This window comes from Pseudoduganella violaceinigra DSM 15887 (assembly GCF_000425385.1).
Classification (GTDB): domain Bacteria; phylum Pseudomonadota; class Gammaproteobacteria; order Burkholderiales; family Burkholderiaceae_D; genus Rugamonas; species Rugamonas violaceinigra.
Genome location: NZ_AUDI01000015.1, coordinates 12,597 through 25,887, shown reverse-complemented (window position 1 = coordinate 25,887; position 13,291 = coordinate 12,597). Strand labels below are relative to the sequence as shown.

At 64.1% G+C, this 13,291-nt stretch carries 17 protein-coding genes; 13 read left to right on the top strand and 4 right to left on the bottom strand.

Translation table 11 applies throughout. The features are described from left to right. Positions 1–62 precede the first annotated feature (62 nt). The 4 genes from H597_RS0109465 (at position 63) to H597_RS34740 (ending at position 2,402) form a co-directional block, all read left to right on the top strand. Positions 63–893, top strand: a complete 831-nt coding sequence (locus H597_RS0109465) for a type 1 glutamine amidotransferase domain-containing protein (protein WP_035373709.1) — start codon at positions 63–65, stop codon at positions 891–893. Between the two features lie 12 nt (positions 894–905). After that, positions 906–1,475 carry a DUF4241 domain-containing protein gene (locus H597_RS0109460; protein ID WP_028101931.1) on the top strand — a complete coding sequence of 190 codons (570 nt, stop codon included), beginning with the start codon at positions 906–908 and terminating at the stop codon, positions 1,473–1,475. A 45-nt stretch (positions 1,476–1,520) separates the two neighbouring features. After that, a complete protein-coding gene (locus H597_RS30315) occupies positions 1,521–2,078 on the top strand; it encodes a PH domain-containing protein (protein ID WP_154668030.1) in 558 nt (185 codons plus the stop codon). 147 nt (positions 2,079–2,225) lie between these two features. Next, positions 2,226–2,402 carry a hypothetical protein gene (locus H597_RS34740; RefSeq protein WP_154668029.1) on the top strand — a complete coding sequence of 59 codons (177 nt, stop codon included), beginning with the start codon at positions 2,226–2,228 and terminating at the stop codon, positions 2,400–2,402. On the opposite strand, the gene H597_RS0109445 is transcribed toward H597_RS34740, so the two are convergent. Both H597_RS0109445 and H597_RS0109440 read right to left on the bottom strand, forming a co-directional pair. Further along, positions 2,403–3,182, bottom strand: coding sequence for a DUF2145 domain-containing protein (locus tag H597_RS0109445; protein WP_028101930.1), 780 nt, complete (start codon positions 3,180–3,182; stop codon positions 2,403–2,405). 3 nt (positions 3,183–3,185) lie between these two features. Next, positions 3,186–3,584 (bottom strand): hypothetical protein, encoded by a 399-nt coding sequence (locus H597_RS0109440; RefSeq protein WP_028101929.1) that lies wholly within the window; start codon positions 3,582–3,584, stop codon positions 3,186–3,188. A 133-nt stretch (positions 3,585–3,717) separates the two neighbouring features. Between H597_RS0109440 and H597_RS0109435 the strand changes: the two genes are divergently transcribed. Further along, complete coding sequence (locus H597_RS0109435) at positions 3,718–4,449, top strand: helix-turn-helix domain-containing protein (RefSeq protein ID WP_028101928.1); 732 nt, start codon at positions 3,718–3,720, stop codon at positions 4,447–4,449. 6 nt (positions 4,450–4,455) lie between these two features. Here the strand turns inward: H597_RS0109435 and H597_RS0109430 are convergent, their stop codons facing one another. Both H597_RS0109430 and paaX read right to left on the bottom strand, forming a co-directional pair. Beyond that, the gene (locus H597_RS0109430) at positions 4,456–5,583 is read right to left on the bottom strand and encodes a M14 family metallopeptidase (protein ID WP_028101927.1); all 1,128 of its coding nucleotides are present in this window, start codon (positions 5,581–5,583) and stop codon (positions 4,456–4,458) included. 80 nt (positions 5,584–5,663) lie between these two features. Then, positions 5,664–6,590 (bottom strand): phenylacetic acid degradation operon negative regulatory protein PaaX, encoded by a 927-nt coding sequence (paaX, locus tag H597_RS0109425; RefSeq protein WP_035373706.1) that lies wholly within the window; start codon positions 6,588–6,590, stop codon positions 5,664–5,666. Between the two features lie 122 nt (positions 6,591–6,712). Here paaX and paaA point away from each other — a divergent pair, with 122 nt between their 5' ends. The 8 genes from paaA to paaI all read left to right on the top strand — a co-directional run bounded on the left by paaA (position 6,713) and on the right by paaI (position 13,285). Then, positions 6,713–7,696, top strand: coding sequence for a 1,2-phenylacetyl-CoA epoxidase subunit PaaA (paaA, locus tag H597_RS0109420; RefSeq protein WP_028101925.1), 984 nt, complete (start codon positions 6,713–6,715; stop codon positions 7,694–7,696). A gap of 11 nt (positions 7,697–7,707) precedes the next feature. Next, positions 7,708–7,992: a 1,2-phenylacetyl-CoA epoxidase subunit PaaB gene (gene paaB, locus H597_RS0109415; protein ID WP_028101924.1), complete on the top strand. Its 285-nt coding sequence runs from the start codon at positions 7,708–7,710 to the stop codon at positions 7,990–7,992. 10 nt (positions 7,993–8,002) lie between these two features. Next, on the top strand, positions 8,003–8,755 hold the full coding sequence (paaC, locus tag H597_RS0109410; RefSeq protein WP_028101923.1) for a 1,2-phenylacetyl-CoA epoxidase subunit PaaC: 753 nt from the start codon (positions 8,003–8,005) through the stop codon (positions 8,753–8,755). Next, on the top strand, positions 8,755–9,300 hold the full coding sequence (gene paaD, locus H597_RS0109405) for a 1,2-phenylacetyl-CoA epoxidase subunit PaaD (RefSeq protein ID WP_028101922.1): 546 nt from the start codon (positions 8,755–8,757) through the stop codon (positions 9,298–9,300). The genes paaC and paaD overlap by 1 nt, the downstream gene beginning before the upstream one ends. A 4-nt stretch (positions 9,301–9,304) precedes the next feature. After that, on the top strand, positions 9,305–10,381 hold the full coding sequence (gene paaE / locus H597_RS0109400; protein ID WP_028101921.1) for a 1,2-phenylacetyl-CoA epoxidase subunit PaaE: 1,077 nt from the start codon (positions 9,305–9,307) through the stop codon (positions 10,379–10,381). Between the two features lie 117 nt (positions 10,382–10,498). Further along, positions 10,499–11,290, top strand: a complete 792-nt coding sequence (gene paaG, locus H597_RS0109395) for a 2-(1,2-epoxy-1,2-dihydrophenyl)acetyl-CoA isomerase PaaG (RefSeq protein WP_028101920.1) — start codon at positions 10,499–10,501, stop codon at positions 11,288–11,290. A 2-nt stretch (positions 11,291–11,292) separates the two neighbouring features. Next, positions 11,293–12,846 carry a 3-hydroxyacyl-CoA dehydrogenase PaaH gene (gene paaH, locus H597_RS0109390; RefSeq protein WP_028101919.1) on the top strand — a complete coding sequence of 518 codons (1,554 nt, stop codon included), beginning with the start codon at positions 11,293–11,295 and terminating at the stop codon, positions 12,844–12,846. Beyond that, entirely contained in the window at positions 12,839–13,285 is a 447-nt protein-coding gene (gene paaI, locus H597_RS0109385; protein ID WP_028101918.1) for a hydroxyphenylacetyl-CoA thioesterase PaaI, read from the top strand. Before paaH ends, paaI begins: the two co-directional genes overlap by 8 nt. Positions 13,286–13,291 lie beyond the last annotated feature (6 nt).

Below are 13,291 nucleotides of genomic sequence, written 5' to 3'. Positions count from 1 at the left end.
GGTAGTTTATCGCCGTTAAAGGTTTGAATAAAGTAGCGCTATCCCAATCCAAGGAGCAAACCATGTTCAAGAAACTCGCCGCAATCGCGCTCACCACCGCCGCCATGAACGCCCACGCGGGCCATGTGCTGGTGGTGCTGTCCGACAGCGCCACGCTGGACCTGAAGGCCGGCAAAACCTTCCAGACCGGCTTTTATCTGAACGAGCTGATGCAGCCGGTGAAGATGCTGCTGGACGCTGGCCACAGCGTCACTTTCGCCACCCCGAATGGCAAGGCGCCGACCCTGGACCAGGGCTCGGTCAACCCGATGTTCTTCGGCGGCGACCAGGCTGCGCTGGCGGCGCATCAGGCATTGCTGGAGCAGCTGCGCCTGACCGACAGCGTCAGCTCTCCGGTCGTCAGCCTGGCGCGCGTGGAGCAGCAGGGCTACGGCCGCTACGATGCGGTCTACGTTCCGGGCGGCCACGCACCGATGCAGGACTTGCTGCTGAGCCCAGCCTTGGGCCAGGTGCTGAGCTCCTTCCACCAGGCCGGCAAAACGACGGCGCTGGTGTGCCATGGCCCGATCGCGCTGCTGTCGGCCATGCCCGACGCCAAGGGCTTCACCCTGAAGCTGGCGCAGGGCGCCGCAGCGGCGCCGCCGAACTGGATCTACTCCGGCTACAAGGTGACCGTCTTCAGCAACGATGAAGAGGAAGCGTCCAAGGGCCAGCTGGGCGGCGGTGAAATGAAGTTCTATCCGGAGACGGCACTGGCCAAGGCCGGCCTGAAATTTAGCAAGGCCGCCAACTGTCAGGGCAATATGGTGGTCGACCGCGAACTGGTCACCGGCCAGAATCCGGCGTCGGCGGTCCTGGTGGGCAAGGAATTGCTGGCGCGCCTGCAAAAGTAATATGATGGGCGTATGAGTTATGCGCCCAACCCGGAAGGATTGCGCTCCGCCTTCGCCGCGGAGCGCCTTACGTTTGAAGCGACATCCGTGCAATTCTCGCTGGCCGAAGCCGGCCGGCTGGTGGTCGGCTCGGGCCGCATCGCCGCCGGCGATGCGCAGGCCGATCCCGCCCCGGAGCCATTCACGCAGTACGTGCCGAACGGCGACTACCCCGTCACACTGGCCATGGCGCGCTTCGACCATGGCGAGGAGCGCCTTGCCTATGCGCGCGTGCTGCTGGAGGAGGCGGCGGTCGCGCACTGGTATCCCGCCCTGACCGCCGACCAGGATGCGCGCACGCTGAATACCGAAGAAATCTTTGGTTTCCAGGTGGTGTCGGGAAGCGCCTGCTTTGCCAGCGCAGGCAGCAGCGTCTGTTTTCCGGCAAGCCCGGGCGCAAAGCGCTGCCCTTCCTATTTCGGCTATGACAGCGTGGGCCGCGTGGTGGCGCTGCTGACCGATTTCGCCGCGGTGCCGGGGATCCGTTCCGTGGCGCGCCGGCGCCGCAGCTGGTGGCATGCCTTGCTGTTCTCGTGGAAGTGACAATCTGCCAGAATTAAAACCGCTTCCACCGGGTATGATGGCGGAATGGAAAATCTATTGGTTAATGAGCATGTATTGTGGCATGGCACTCCGCGCCAGGGCCTGATGCTGCGCGGGGCCGATGTACTGATGATTCCATTCAGCCTGCTGTGGGGCGGCTTCACCGCATTCTGGGAGTATTCCGTCATCAACGCCGATGCGCCATGGATGTTCCGCCTGTGGGGGATTCCCTTCATGCTGATGGGCATCCACATGATTGTCGGGCGCTTCTTCCTCGAATCCTGGCAGCGCGCCAGGACCGATTACCTGGTGACCAATGCACGCATCCTCATCCGCTCCGGCATTTTCCGACGCCAGTTGAAAAGCCTGGAATTGCTCGACCTGGGCGAATTTTCGCTGACAGAGAGTGGCAACGGTGAAGGAACGATCTCGTTCGGCGTATCGCAGGCCGGCAATATGTTCAGCGGCCTGGCCGCCTGGCCGGGCGATGAAACCGTTCCGCGCTTCGACACGATTGCCGATGCGCGCAAGGTGTACGAGATCATTCGCGGCGCACACCGTGCCGCGGGCCAAACAAGGCCGCTGGCACAGCGCCAGGGCTGACGCGACGGCGAGCATGGCGCAAGCCAGGGCGCGAAAAATTAGCGCCGGGTTGACGCAAAGAAGGCTGCACGATCGATGCAGATGGCGGCAAGGTCCTGGCGGCGGCCCGGAATTGGCAAGTTCGCTTGAGCGCACCTAACATGAAGCATGGCCAGCAAACGACAAATCGAGCGCCTGCCCTCCCTGTATGTCGCAGCGGAGGCCGCACCCGCCATTCCGCCGCACCTGCGTGAGCCGGGCCAGCCGGGCTACCCGCAGGCGCGGGAAATGGAGCGCTTGCGACGCCGGCATGTGACCCGCGTGCGCAAGCTCAACGGCAAGTGATCAGAGTTCGATCACGCGCGCGCCGCTATCGTAGCTGCGCACGAATTGTTCGATGCCATCCACCGTGACGGTCTCGAAATGGCCGCGGATGCGCAGCGAGGTCGGGTGGTCGTCGAACGCCACATTGGCGCGGAACAGGCGGACACCGACGCGCGAACCCAGGCCGACGTCGATCCCGGCGGGCCGGTAGCCGGCACCGTTCAGCCATTTCTGCGCTTCGGCGCGGGTTTCCACCCGGCCGGCCGGCGCGCTGGCGGCGGCCAGCGTCTCCAGCGCCCACTGGTTGGAGTTCTGGTAGCGCGTCGACCAGGCATAGGACAGCATGCTGTAGTGCGGCTCGTGCATGCGCACCGGGGTGCGCGATGCCAGCACTTGCACCAGGCGCTGCTGCACTTCCGGCGACGGCAGGATCAACTGCGCCTGGTAGCGGAACACGCCGCTCAGGAAGAAGTTACCGAGGCCGTCGTTATACAGCGCCGAATTGGCGGTGCCGCAGTCGTTCAGCAGCTGCACCACCACCCAGCGGCCCGCCGGGTTGTCGCGCCACGCCAGGCCGACATGGGAGTAGCGCAAACCGTACTGCGACAGGTCCTGTCCGGCGCGTGCGATGATCGCCACTTGCGCGCCGCTGTCGTCCAGCACCTGCATGCTGCGCTGGGCCAGGCTCAGCGAACGCTCGACGTCTTCCACCGACATGGGTTTGTGTTCGCAATTCTGGCCCGCGTGGGCGCTGCCGGCAGTAGCAGCGGCCAGCAGGAGGGTAGGGAGAAGATGCTTCATGGCTTAGTTCACGCTGCTATGGTGCAGGAGGGCTTTGCCCAACTCATTCGGCAGGAAGGCGATCACCTTGCCGGAAGCGACCAGCGCATGGCCGGCCGACATGGCCACCACCTTGATCGAGGTGCCGGCAACGACCGAGACGCCTTCCAGCGCCTTGCCGCTTAGCTGGATGGTGGCCTTGCTGCCATCGCCGACGGCTTTCACGACGACCACGACGCCGTCGCCGACCGCTTCCACCGATTCCACGACCAGCCAGCTGGCGGCCGATACGGTCAGTACGGAACCCACCACCACCACGGCGGACAGGTCGCTCACGCCCTTGCTCAAGGCTTGCGAACCATCCGCCGCCTGGCCGGTGGCACAGGCAAAGGCAAGGAGGGTTGCAATCAGGGTGCGCTTCATTTTCGTTGCTCCACAAGTTAGGGGAGTCGCAATCTTTGCCCGCCAGCGCAAGCGGAGCAATCAATGCCGGAACCGTAGCGCCGATGTGGGCGCGTGGTATCATATTCCGATACCTTTTGTCGGAGAGACATGCATGTCCAACGTAAGCCGCCTGGTGGAAGCGCTGAAACGCCAGCTCAAGGCGCGCGGCATCACTTACGCCGCGCTGGGGCAGAAAATCGGCCTGTCCGAACCCAGTATCAAGCGCATGTTCGCCTCGCGTAACTTCACGCTGGAGCGGCTGGAGCAGGTGCTGGCTGTGCTGGACATGGATTTCGCCGAACTGGCGCAATCGGCCGCCGACACGCCGCAGCTGATCTCCCAGCTCACCTACGCCCAGGAAAAGGAAATCATCAGCGACACCAAGCTGCTGGTGGTGGCCGTGCTGGCGCTGAACCAGGTGCCGGTGGCGGAAGGGCTGGCCATCTACAAGATCAGCGCCGCCGAAGCCACGGCCTGCCTGCTACGGCTGGACAAGATCGGTTTCCTGATGCTGAAGCCGAATAACAAGGTCAAGCTGCTGGTGTCGCGCACCTTCAACTGGCTGCCGAACGGCCCGATCCAGACGTTCTTCCGCAACGAGGCCTACGAGGATTATTTCGACAGCCGCTTCGACGGCCAGTTTGAGGTACAGCGGCTGGTGAGTGTGATGCTGTCGCAGCAATCGACGCGCGCCTTGCTGGATCGTTTGAAGCAGGTGGCGGACGAATTCTCGCTGCAGCACCAGGATGATGCGCGGCTGCCGTGGGAGCAGCGCCGCGCCGTGACCATCATGCTGGCAGCGCGCCCGTGGATGCCGAAGGCATTCCAGGCGCTGCTGCGCTAGCAGGAATTAAATACCGCGCAGGGTGCGCAGGACCGCTTGCAGGACGTCCGCGCCCAGTTTGGCGGAACGGGCGCCGTTCCAGCCGACCAGCTCGTCCGGATCGTTGGCGTTGTCCTTGAACGGCAGTTCCAGGGTCAGCGACAGGCAGCCGAACAAATGGGTGATGTGCGGCGAACCCATGGTCAGCACTTCCGGGGTGTATGGGGAGTCGGGATAGCCGTGCTCGGACTGGAAGTCGGGCGACGCCAGCTTGAAGTCGGCGATGAACTTGTCCTGCGCGGCCTTCTGCTCCTTGCTGAAGTTCGGCAGGGCGTCGCTGCCGGCCACGAAGACGTAGGGCAGGCCTTCGTCGCCGTGCACGTCCAGGAACAGGTCGCAGCCGATTTCCTTCATCTTCTCTTTCACCAGGAAGACTTCCGGCGAGCGCGCCATGGTCGGCTCGTTCCACTCGCGGTTCAGGTTGGCGCCGGCGGCGTTGGTGCGCAGGTTGCCGCGCACGGAGCCGTCCGGGTTCATGTTCGGCACGATGTAGAAGCAGGCGTCCTGCAGGCACTGGCGGGCGTACGGATTGGCGGCGTCGAGCAGGGCTTCGACCATGCCTTCCACGAACCATTCCGCCATGGTTTCGCCAGGGTGCTGGCGCGCGATGACCCAGACCTTCTTCTCGGCCTGCTGATCGCCGACGATCAGCAGGTTCATGTCGCGGCCTTCCACGGAACTGCCCAGGTCCACCAGTTCGGTCAGCGGGTGCAGCTGGGCCGAATCGAGCAGGGACAGGTGGCGCTCCCACGAATACGGCTCGAAGTAAGCGTAGTAGACGGAATCGTGTTCCGGCGCGTGCTCGATGGTCATCACTTCGCCGTCGAAGCTGGTCGGGACGCGGAACCAGGTATCGCGGTCGTACGACGCAACGGCGTTATAGCCCTTCCAGCCCTCGGCATACGCAGCCTTGCCAGCGTTCAGGAAACGGATGGACAGCGGCACGGCCTGCGCACCTTGCACGCGGAAATAGAACCACTGGACGATGTCCGCATGGGAATCCTTGCGGATATTGACGTCGATATCGCCAGCGGAAGTAACGCTGACCACATCAATGGCGCCAGCATCAAACTGGCTGCTGATCTTGATAGACATGGTGGGTCCTGTCGGAAGTGAAGCGCCTGCGCGCGAAGCCCGCCATGATACACCAGGCGCTACAGCCGCGTCCGTGGCCTCTAGCGCAGGCCGCCGAAGCGGTGGTGGAAGCTGGGTTCGGGCTGCGGGGCGCGGGGGTCTTCGCGCTGCAGCGCGCTGAGGATGTGCCGCTCGGCGGGGGCGGTCAGGATGCGGTAAAGCTGGCTGGCCAGTGCGTAGGCGCGGGCGCCGGGCCAGGAGTCCGGCAGCAGCTCGGTCGGCAGCTGCGGGTCGTGCAACTGCACCCGGCGGTAGGCGTGGATCAGCAAGGTGCGCAGTACGAAGGCTTGTTCGGGTTCGATTGCGGCCGCGTCGTCCAGCAGGGCGGGCAGCGCGCCGAAGCGGGCCACGAACTTTTCATAGCCGGCCGCGACTTCGCTGAGGTCCCAGCCTTCGGCCACCATCTCGCCCAGCGGGCGGGCGCGCAGGCCGGGCACTTCGCTGGCATGCACCACATAGACCTTTTGCAGCAGCCCGAGGCGCGCCAGCACGTCTTCCAGCGCTTCCATGTCCCCGGCCGGATGGCCTGCGATGCCGGGCGCGATCACGCTATAGCCTTCCCACAGCAGTTCCTTGCGCAGCTGGCTGCGCGCGGGCGCTTCCAGGCCGTCGGCGGCCAGCACCAGGGTCCACTGGCCATTCCAGTGCACGTGCAGGGGCGCGTAAATGCGGCGGAAGGCGCGGCTGAAGCGGCGCATGGCGTCCGGGGTGATGGCGTAGCTGCTGCGGCGGCCGTCGCGCTGGGCGCCCAGCCAGCCTTCCTGCGCCAGCCGGAAGACGGAGGTGCGCAGCAGGCGGTCATTGACGCCGAAGGGCGCCAGCAGTTCGATCAGGCTGCCCGTCCAGACCATGCCGCCGTGCGGCACGATGGCGTCGCCGAAGATGGTCATGACCAGCGATTTCGAGCGCGGCGGGTCGCTGGCCAGGAATTCTTCGATCCAGGCATTGATTTTCTCGTTTTTTTGCATAGACCGATTTTATACACTGTCATTGATCTGGATACAGATTTTTTAAATGACACACAAAATTCGTTTGCAAAGGCGTTTTTGTATCGTATTATGAAGCTATCCCGAACAAGGAGGCCCTCTTTATGTACGCACAAATGGTGGAAACCGGCCTGAAGAAGGTCCAGACCGCAGAAGATATGGACGCGCAGGAGCGCGAGTTCCAGGCGCGCATCGACGCCGGCATCAAGATCGAGCCGAAGGACTGGATGCCGGAGGCCTATCGCAAGACCCTGATCCGCCAGATTTCCCAGCATGCCCACTCCGAAATCGTCGGGCAGTTGCCTGAGGGGAACTGGGTGACCCGGGCGCCGACCTTGAAGCGCAAATCCATCCTGCTGGCCAAGATCCAGGATGAAGCGGGCCACGGCCTGTATCTGTACAGCGCCGCCGAAACCCTGGGCGTGTCGCGCGACGAATTGCTGGCGGCCCTGCACAGCGGCAAAGCCAAATATTCGTCGATCTTCAATTACCCGACCCTGAACTGGGCCGATATGGGCGCCGTCGGCTGGCTGGTGGACGGTTCGGCCATCATCAACCAGATCCCGCTGTGCCGCTGCTCCTACGGCCCGTATTCGCGCGCCATGATCCGCGTCTGCAAGGAGGAGTCCTTCCACGCGCGCCAGGGCTACGACATCATGATGTCGCTGGCCAAGGGCACGCCAGAGCAGAAGGCGATGGCGCAGGATGCCTTGAACCGCTGGTGGTGGCCGTCGCTGATGATGTTCGGCCCTTCCGACGCCGCTTCCGTCAACAGCGCGCAATCGAGCGCCTGGCGCATCAAGCTGTTCTCGAACGACGAACTGCGCCAGCGCATGGTCGACCAGACCGTGCCGCAGGCTGAATTCCTGGGCCTGACCATTCCCGACCCGGACCTGAAGTGGAACGAGGAGCGCGGCTCCTACGACTTCGGCGAAATCGACTGGGACGAATTCCATAACGTTTTGAAGGGCAACGGCCCATGCAACCGCGAGCGCCTGCGCACCCGCGTCAAGGCCTACGAAGACGGGGCCTGGTTCCGCGATGCGCTGGTGGCCTATGCCGACAAACACAAGCAGGCTGCGGCCTGAGAGGAGACAAGATGAGCAAAGAATGGCCTTTGTGGGAAGTGTTCATCCGCAGCCAGCACGGGCTGGCGCACAAGCATGTGGGCAGCCTGCATGCGCCGGATGCGGAGATGGCGGTCAATAATGCGCGCGACGTCTACACGCGCCGCAATGAAGGCGTCAGCATCTGGGTGGTGCGCGCATCGGACATCGTCGCCAGCGCACCGGCCGACAAGGGCCCGCTGTTCGAGCCTTCCAACAGCAAGGTGTACCGCCACCCGACCTTCTTCCCGATGCCGGAAGAAGTGAAGAACCTGTAAGGCCGCCGCCATGGATAACAAGGTCAATTACCTGCTGCGCCTGGGCGATAACGCCATGGTGCTGAGCCAGCGCCTGTGCGAATTGTGCGGCAAAGGCCCGGCGCTGGAAGAGGATATGGCGCTGTCCAATGTGTCGCTGGACCTGCTGGGCCAGACCCGCATGTGGTACACCTACGCCGCCGAACTGGAAGGCGCGGGACGCGACGAGGACAAGCTGGCTTTCCTGCGCGATGCGCATGATTACAAAAACGTGCTGCTGGTGGAGCAGCCGAACGGGAACTATGCGCACACGCTGGTGCGCCAGTTCTTCTTCGACACCTGGCATTACTTCCTGATCGGCGCGCTGACCCAATGCAGCGACCCGCGCATTGCGGAGATTGCCGAGAAGTCCTTGAAGGAGGTGACCTACCACTTGCGCCGCAGCGGCGACCTGATCGTGCGCCTGGGCGACGGCACCGATGTCTCCCGCCAGTTCACCCAGACCGCGGTGGACGAGCTGTGGATGTACACCGGCGAAGTGTTCAATTACGACGCGGTGGACGAGGCCATGGCAGCAGAAGGGGTGGCGCCGCCGGCTGCCATGCTGCGCGAGCAGTGGTTGTCGCATGTGTCGGATATTCTCGGCGAGGCGACGCTGACCATGCCTCCGGCCGATGCGTGGATGCAGAAGGGCGGCAAGCAAGGGCGCCATTCCGAGCACCTGGGCTACCTGCTGGCCGAGATGCAGTTCCTGCAGCGCGCTTATCCTGGTTCGGAGTGGTAATGGACGCGGCGCGCGTATGGTCCCTGCTGGAGCAGGTGTCGGACCCCGAGATCCCGGTGATCTCGGTGGTGGATCTTGGCATCGTGCGCGATGTGCAGGTCACCGGCCCATCGTCGTGCGCGGTGACCATTACGCCGACCTATTCCGGCTGCCCGGCCATGCAGGTGATTTCCGACGCCGTGCAAGGCGCCCTGAAGGACGCGGGCATCGGCCAGGTCGACATCATCACCCGCCTGTCGCCCGCCTGGACGACCGACTGGATGAGCGATTCCGGCAAGGCCAAGCTGAAAGGCTACGGCATCGCGCCGCCGGCGCAGAAGGTGATCGACATCAGCGGCTTGCGCACGCCGCGCGCAGCGGCCGCGCCGCTCGATCCGTTGCGCGCTGGCGTGGCGCGCGGCGCAGTGCCCGCGCCCAACGTTGTTTGCCCGCACTGCGGCTCCAGCCACACCGAAATCACCAGCCAGTTCGGCTCCACGCCCTGCAAGGCCCTGTACAAGTGCCGGGATTGCCGCGAGCCCTTTGACTACTTCAAGTGCCACTGACAATATGAGCAAATTCTTTCCACTGTCCGTCGCCAAGGTGCAGCAGGAGACCCGCGACTGCATCGCTGTCACCTTCAGCGTGCCTGCCGAACTGCAGGACAGCTTCAAATACCAGCAAGGCCAGCACCTGACGCTGCGCACCAGCATCGACAATGAAGACGTACGCCGCTCCTACTCGATCTGCTCCGCCGTGCAGGACGGCGCGTTGCGCGTGGCGATCAAGCGCACGCCAGGCGGCATGTTCTCGACCTGGGCCAATGATTCCCTGAAGCCCGGCGCGACGATCGAAGTGATGCCGCCGATGGGCCACTTCAACGTGCCGCTGGACGCTGCGCAGCGCAGGAACTACCTGGCTTTCGCGGCCGGCAGCGGCATCACACCCATCCTGTCGATCATCAAGACCACGCTGCTGACGGAGCCGGCCAGCCGCTTCACGCTGTTCTACGGCAATCGCGCTTCGTCGTCGGTGATCTTCAAGACGGAACTGATGGAGCTGAAGGATGCCTACCTGGAGCGCCTGAACATCGTCTACGTGATGTCGCGCGAGCAGCAGGACATTGAACTGTTCAACGGCCGCATCACCAAGGAAAAGACCGAGCAGTTCCTGCAGCACTGGATCGATATCGAGGATTACGATACGGCCTTCATCTGCGGCCCGGAAGACATGATGCTGGGCGTTTCGGCTGCGCTGCAGGAGGCGGGCATGCCGAAGCCGAACATCAAGGTTGAATTGTTCGCGGCCAGCATTCCGAAGCACCAGCACAAGCCGCGCGTACAGGCCGACGCGGCGCCTCACCTGACCGAAGTGACGGTCATCATGGACGGCAATGCGGCCTCGTTCACCATGGAGAAGGACAAGGAGTCGATTCTCGATGCGGGTTTGCGCGCGGGGCTGGATATGCGCTACTCCTGCAAAGGCGGCGTATGCTCCACCTGCCGCTGCAAGATGGTGGAAGGCAAGGTGGACATGGATGTCAACTATGCGCTGGAAGATTACGAGATCGCGCGCGGCTTCGTATTGAGCTGCCAGGCGTTCCCGGTCACGGATAAAGTGATCGTCGATTTCGACCAGGCTGAATAAAACCGGCACGTCAGTGTCAGACCCGCAGGGTCAGACACTTGGCCTGCGACCGCCGCGTATCGGTGTCCGACCCTGTGGGTCTGACACCGCTGTACCGGTTCTAAAAGGAGACAAGAATTGAGCTACGAAAGCATCAAATTTGAAATCGCGGAAGGCGTCGCCACCCTGACCCTGAACCGTCCCGACAAGTTGAACAGCTTCACCCAGGCCATGCACCTGGAAGTACGCGAAGCCTTGTCCCAGCTGCGCGCCGACAAATCCGTGCGCGTACTGGTATTGACCGGTGCCGGCCGCGGCTTCTGCGCCGGCCAGGACCTGGGCGACCGCGCCGTCGCCCCGGGCGGCGACGCCGTCGACCTCGGCGAATCCGTCGAAAAATTCTACGCCCCGCTGGTGCTGGCGCTGCGCGAACTGCCGCTGCCGGTCATCTGCGCCGTGAACGGCGTGGCCGCCGGCGCCGGTGCCAACCTGGCCCTGGCCTGCGACATCGTGCTGGCTGCCAAATCCGCCAGCTTCATCGAAGCCTTCTGCAAACTGGGCCTGATCCCGGACACCGGCGGCACCTGGCACCTGCCGCGCCTGATCGGCCATGCGCGCGCCAGCGGCCTGGCCATGCTGGGCGAAAAGCTGTCGGCCGAACGCGCCGAACAATGGGGCCTGATCTGGAAAGCGGTTCCGGACGAAGAACTGATGAATGAAGCCATGGCCATGGCAAAGCATTTCGCCACCGCCCCGACCAAGGGCCTGGCCTTCACCAAGCACGCGCTGCGCGCCAGCTACGACAACACCTTGCCAGAGCAGCTGAAACTGGAAGGCGAAATGATGCGCGAGCTTGGTTACAGCCACGACTACCGCGAAGGCGTGGATGCCTTCATCAACAAGCGCGCTCCAAACTTCAAAGGGGAATAAGCATGGCGGCTCTGGCGCTAGGCAGTGTCGTTGCCGTCATCGGCAGCGGAGCGATGGGCTCAGGCATCGCGCAGGTCGCGGCGGCTTCCGGCTATACCGTGAAGCTGTTCGACACCCGCGCGGAAGCGGTGGACAAGGCGATCGCCGATATCGGCAAGGTGTACGGCAAGCTGGTTGAAAAGGGCAAGATGTCCGCCGCCGATGCCGATGCCGCGCGCGCCCGCCTGCACGCCGTCGCCAGCCTGTCCGACGTGGCCGACGCGACGCTGGCGGTCGAAGCGATCGTCGAAAACCTGGACGTCAAGCGCAGCCTGTTCGCCGATCTGGAAGCCATCGTCGCCGACGACGCCATCCTCGCCACCAACACCTCCTCGATTTCCGTCACCGCCATCGCCGCCAAGCTGCGCCTGCCGCGGCGCCTGGTGGGCATGCACTTCTTTAACCCGGTTCCCTTGATGGCGCTGGTGGAAGTGATCAGCGGCCTGGCGACCGGCCGCGAGGTGGCTGACACCGTGTACGACACCGCCATCGCCTGGGGCAAGCACCCGGTGCACGCCAAATCCACGCCGGGCTTCATCGTCAACCGCGTGGCGCGTCCCTACTACGCGGAAGGCTGGCGCCTGCTCAACGAACAGGCCGCGGATGCCGCCACCATCGACGCCGTGCTGCGCGAAGGCGGCGGCTTCCGCATGGGGCCATTTGAATTGATGGACCTGATCGGCCACGACGTGAACTACTCCGTCACCGAATCGGTGTTCCGCGCCTACTACAACGATCCGCGCTTCACGCCTTCCGTGCTGCAGCAGGAAATGGTGAATGCCGGCTTCCTGGGCCGCAAATCCGGCCGCGGCTTCTACGAATACGGTGAAGGCGCCACGGCGCCGCAGCCGCTCGCTGAAGCGCCGCAGCCGGTGCCTGAATACATCGGCTATAGCTTCGAGCCGGGCGGCCACACTGCCGTGGCGACAGCGATCATCGAGCGCCTGAAGGCGCGCGGTGTGGCGGTCACCAAACGCAATTCGGCGGAAGGCCACCGCTCGTCCGAAGCGCCGGCTTTCCATTGCAACGGCGCCGCCATCTACCTGACCGACGGCCGCACCGCCACGCAGCGTGCGCGCGACGACAAGCATGACGATATGGTGGTGTACGACCTGGTATTCGATTACGGTACTTCGCCGCGCATCGCCATCGCCTGTTCGGACCAGTGCAGCCCGCGCGCCATGACGGCCGCCGTCGGCATGTTCCAGGCGGCCGGCTTCACCGTGACCCGCTTGGACGACGTGCCCGGCCTGGCCGTGATGCGCACGGTCGCCATGCTGGCCAACGAGGCCGCCGATGCCGTCAACCAGGGCGTGTGCAGCGCGCAGGCGGCCGACGTGGCGATGCAGAAGGGTGTCAACTATCCGCGCGGCCCGCTGGCCTGGGCGGACATGGTGGGTGTCCAGCACATTGTGGGCGTGCTGGAAAACATGGCGGGCAGCTACGGCGAAGACCGCTACCGCGTGTCGCCCCTGCTGCGCCGGCGCCAACAGAGCGGGGCCAGGATCCATGCATAACCCGAAGACGAATCCACAGGCCCTGGCCGAGGCGGCCGGCGCGGCGATGTTCGCGCGCGATCCCGCCAGCCAGGGGCTGGGCATGACGTTGGTGGAAATCCGCCCCGGCTATGCGCGCATGAGCATGCCGGTGCGGAGCGATATGCTGAACGGGCACCAGACCTGCCACGGTGGCTTTATCTTTGCGTTGGCGGATAGTGCTTTCGCATTCGCGTGCAACAGCCATAACCACACGACGGTAGGCGCGGGCTGCACGATCGACTACCTCGCCCCCGGGCGGTTGGACGACTTGCTGACGGCGGAGGCGATCGAACGCACGCTGGCGGGCAAGACCGGCATCTACGATGTCAACGTCACCAACCAGGAGGGCAAGATGATCGCCACTTTCCGCGGCAAATCGCATCGCGTGGCCGGAGAGGTGGTTCCAACCCATAGCTAGTTGATG

Excerpts from the sequence above, each read along its gene's own strand:
- H597_RS0109465 (WP_035373709.1), top strand. The coding sequence starts at position 63 with ATGTTCAAGAAACTCGCCGCAATCGCGCTCACCACCGCCGCCATGAAC.
- paaX (WP_035373706.1), bottom strand. The coding sequence starts at position 6,590 with ATGCAAAAAAACGAGAAAATCAATGCCTGGATCGAAGAATTCCTGGCC.
- H597_RS0109430 (WP_028101927.1), bottom strand. The coding sequence starts at position 5,583 with ATGTCTATCAAGATCAGCAGCCAGTTTGATGCTGGCGCCATTGATGTG.
- H597_RS0109445 (WP_028101930.1), bottom strand. The coding sequence starts at position 3,182 with ATGAAGCATCTTCTCCCTACCCTCCTGCTGGCCGCTGCTACTGCCGGC.
- H597_RS0109460 (WP_028101931.1), top strand. The coding sequence starts at position 906 with ATGAGTTATGCGCCCAACCCGGAAGGATTGCGCTCCGCCTTCGCCGCG.
- H597_RS30315 (WP_154668030.1), top strand. The coding sequence starts at position 1,521 with ATGGAAAATCTATTGGTTAATGAGCATGTATTGTGGCATGGCACTCCG.
- H597_RS34740 (WP_154668029.1), top strand. The coding sequence starts at position 2,226 with ATGGCCAGCAAACGACAAATCGAGCGCCTGCCCTCCCTGTATGTCGCA.
- paaH (WP_028101919.1), top strand. The coding sequence starts at position 11,293 with ATGGCGGCTCTGGCGCTAGGCAGTGTCGTTGCCGTCATCGGCAGCGGA.
- H597_RS0109440 (WP_028101929.1), bottom strand. The coding sequence starts at position 3,584 with ATGAAGCGCACCCTGATTGCAACCCTCCTTGCCTTTGCCTGTGCCACC.
- paaE (WP_028101921.1), top strand. The coding sequence starts at position 9,305 with ATGAGCAAATTCTTTCCACTGTCCGTCGCCAAGGTGCAGCAGGAGACC.
- paaC (WP_028101923.1), top strand. The coding sequence starts at position 8,003 with ATGGATAACAAGGTCAATTACCTGCTGCGCCTGGGCGATAACGCCATG.
- paaA (WP_028101925.1), top strand. The coding sequence starts at position 6,713 with ATGTACGCACAAATGGTGGAAACCGGCCTGAAGAAGGTCCAGACCGCA.
- H597_RS0109435 (WP_028101928.1), top strand. The coding sequence starts at position 3,718 with ATGTCCAACGTAAGCCGCCTGGTGGAAGCGCTGAAACGCCAGCTCAAG.
- paaD (WP_028101922.1), top strand. The coding sequence starts at position 8,755 with ATGGACGCGGCGCGCGTATGGTCCCTGCTGGAGCAGGTGTCGGACCCC.
- paaI (WP_028101918.1), top strand. The coding sequence starts at position 12,839 with ATGCATAACCCGAAGACGAATCCACAGGCCCTGGCCGAGGCGGCCGGC.
- paaB (WP_028101924.1), top strand. The coding sequence starts at position 7,708 with ATGAGCAAAGAATGGCCTTTGTGGGAAGTGTTCATCCGCAGCCAGCAC.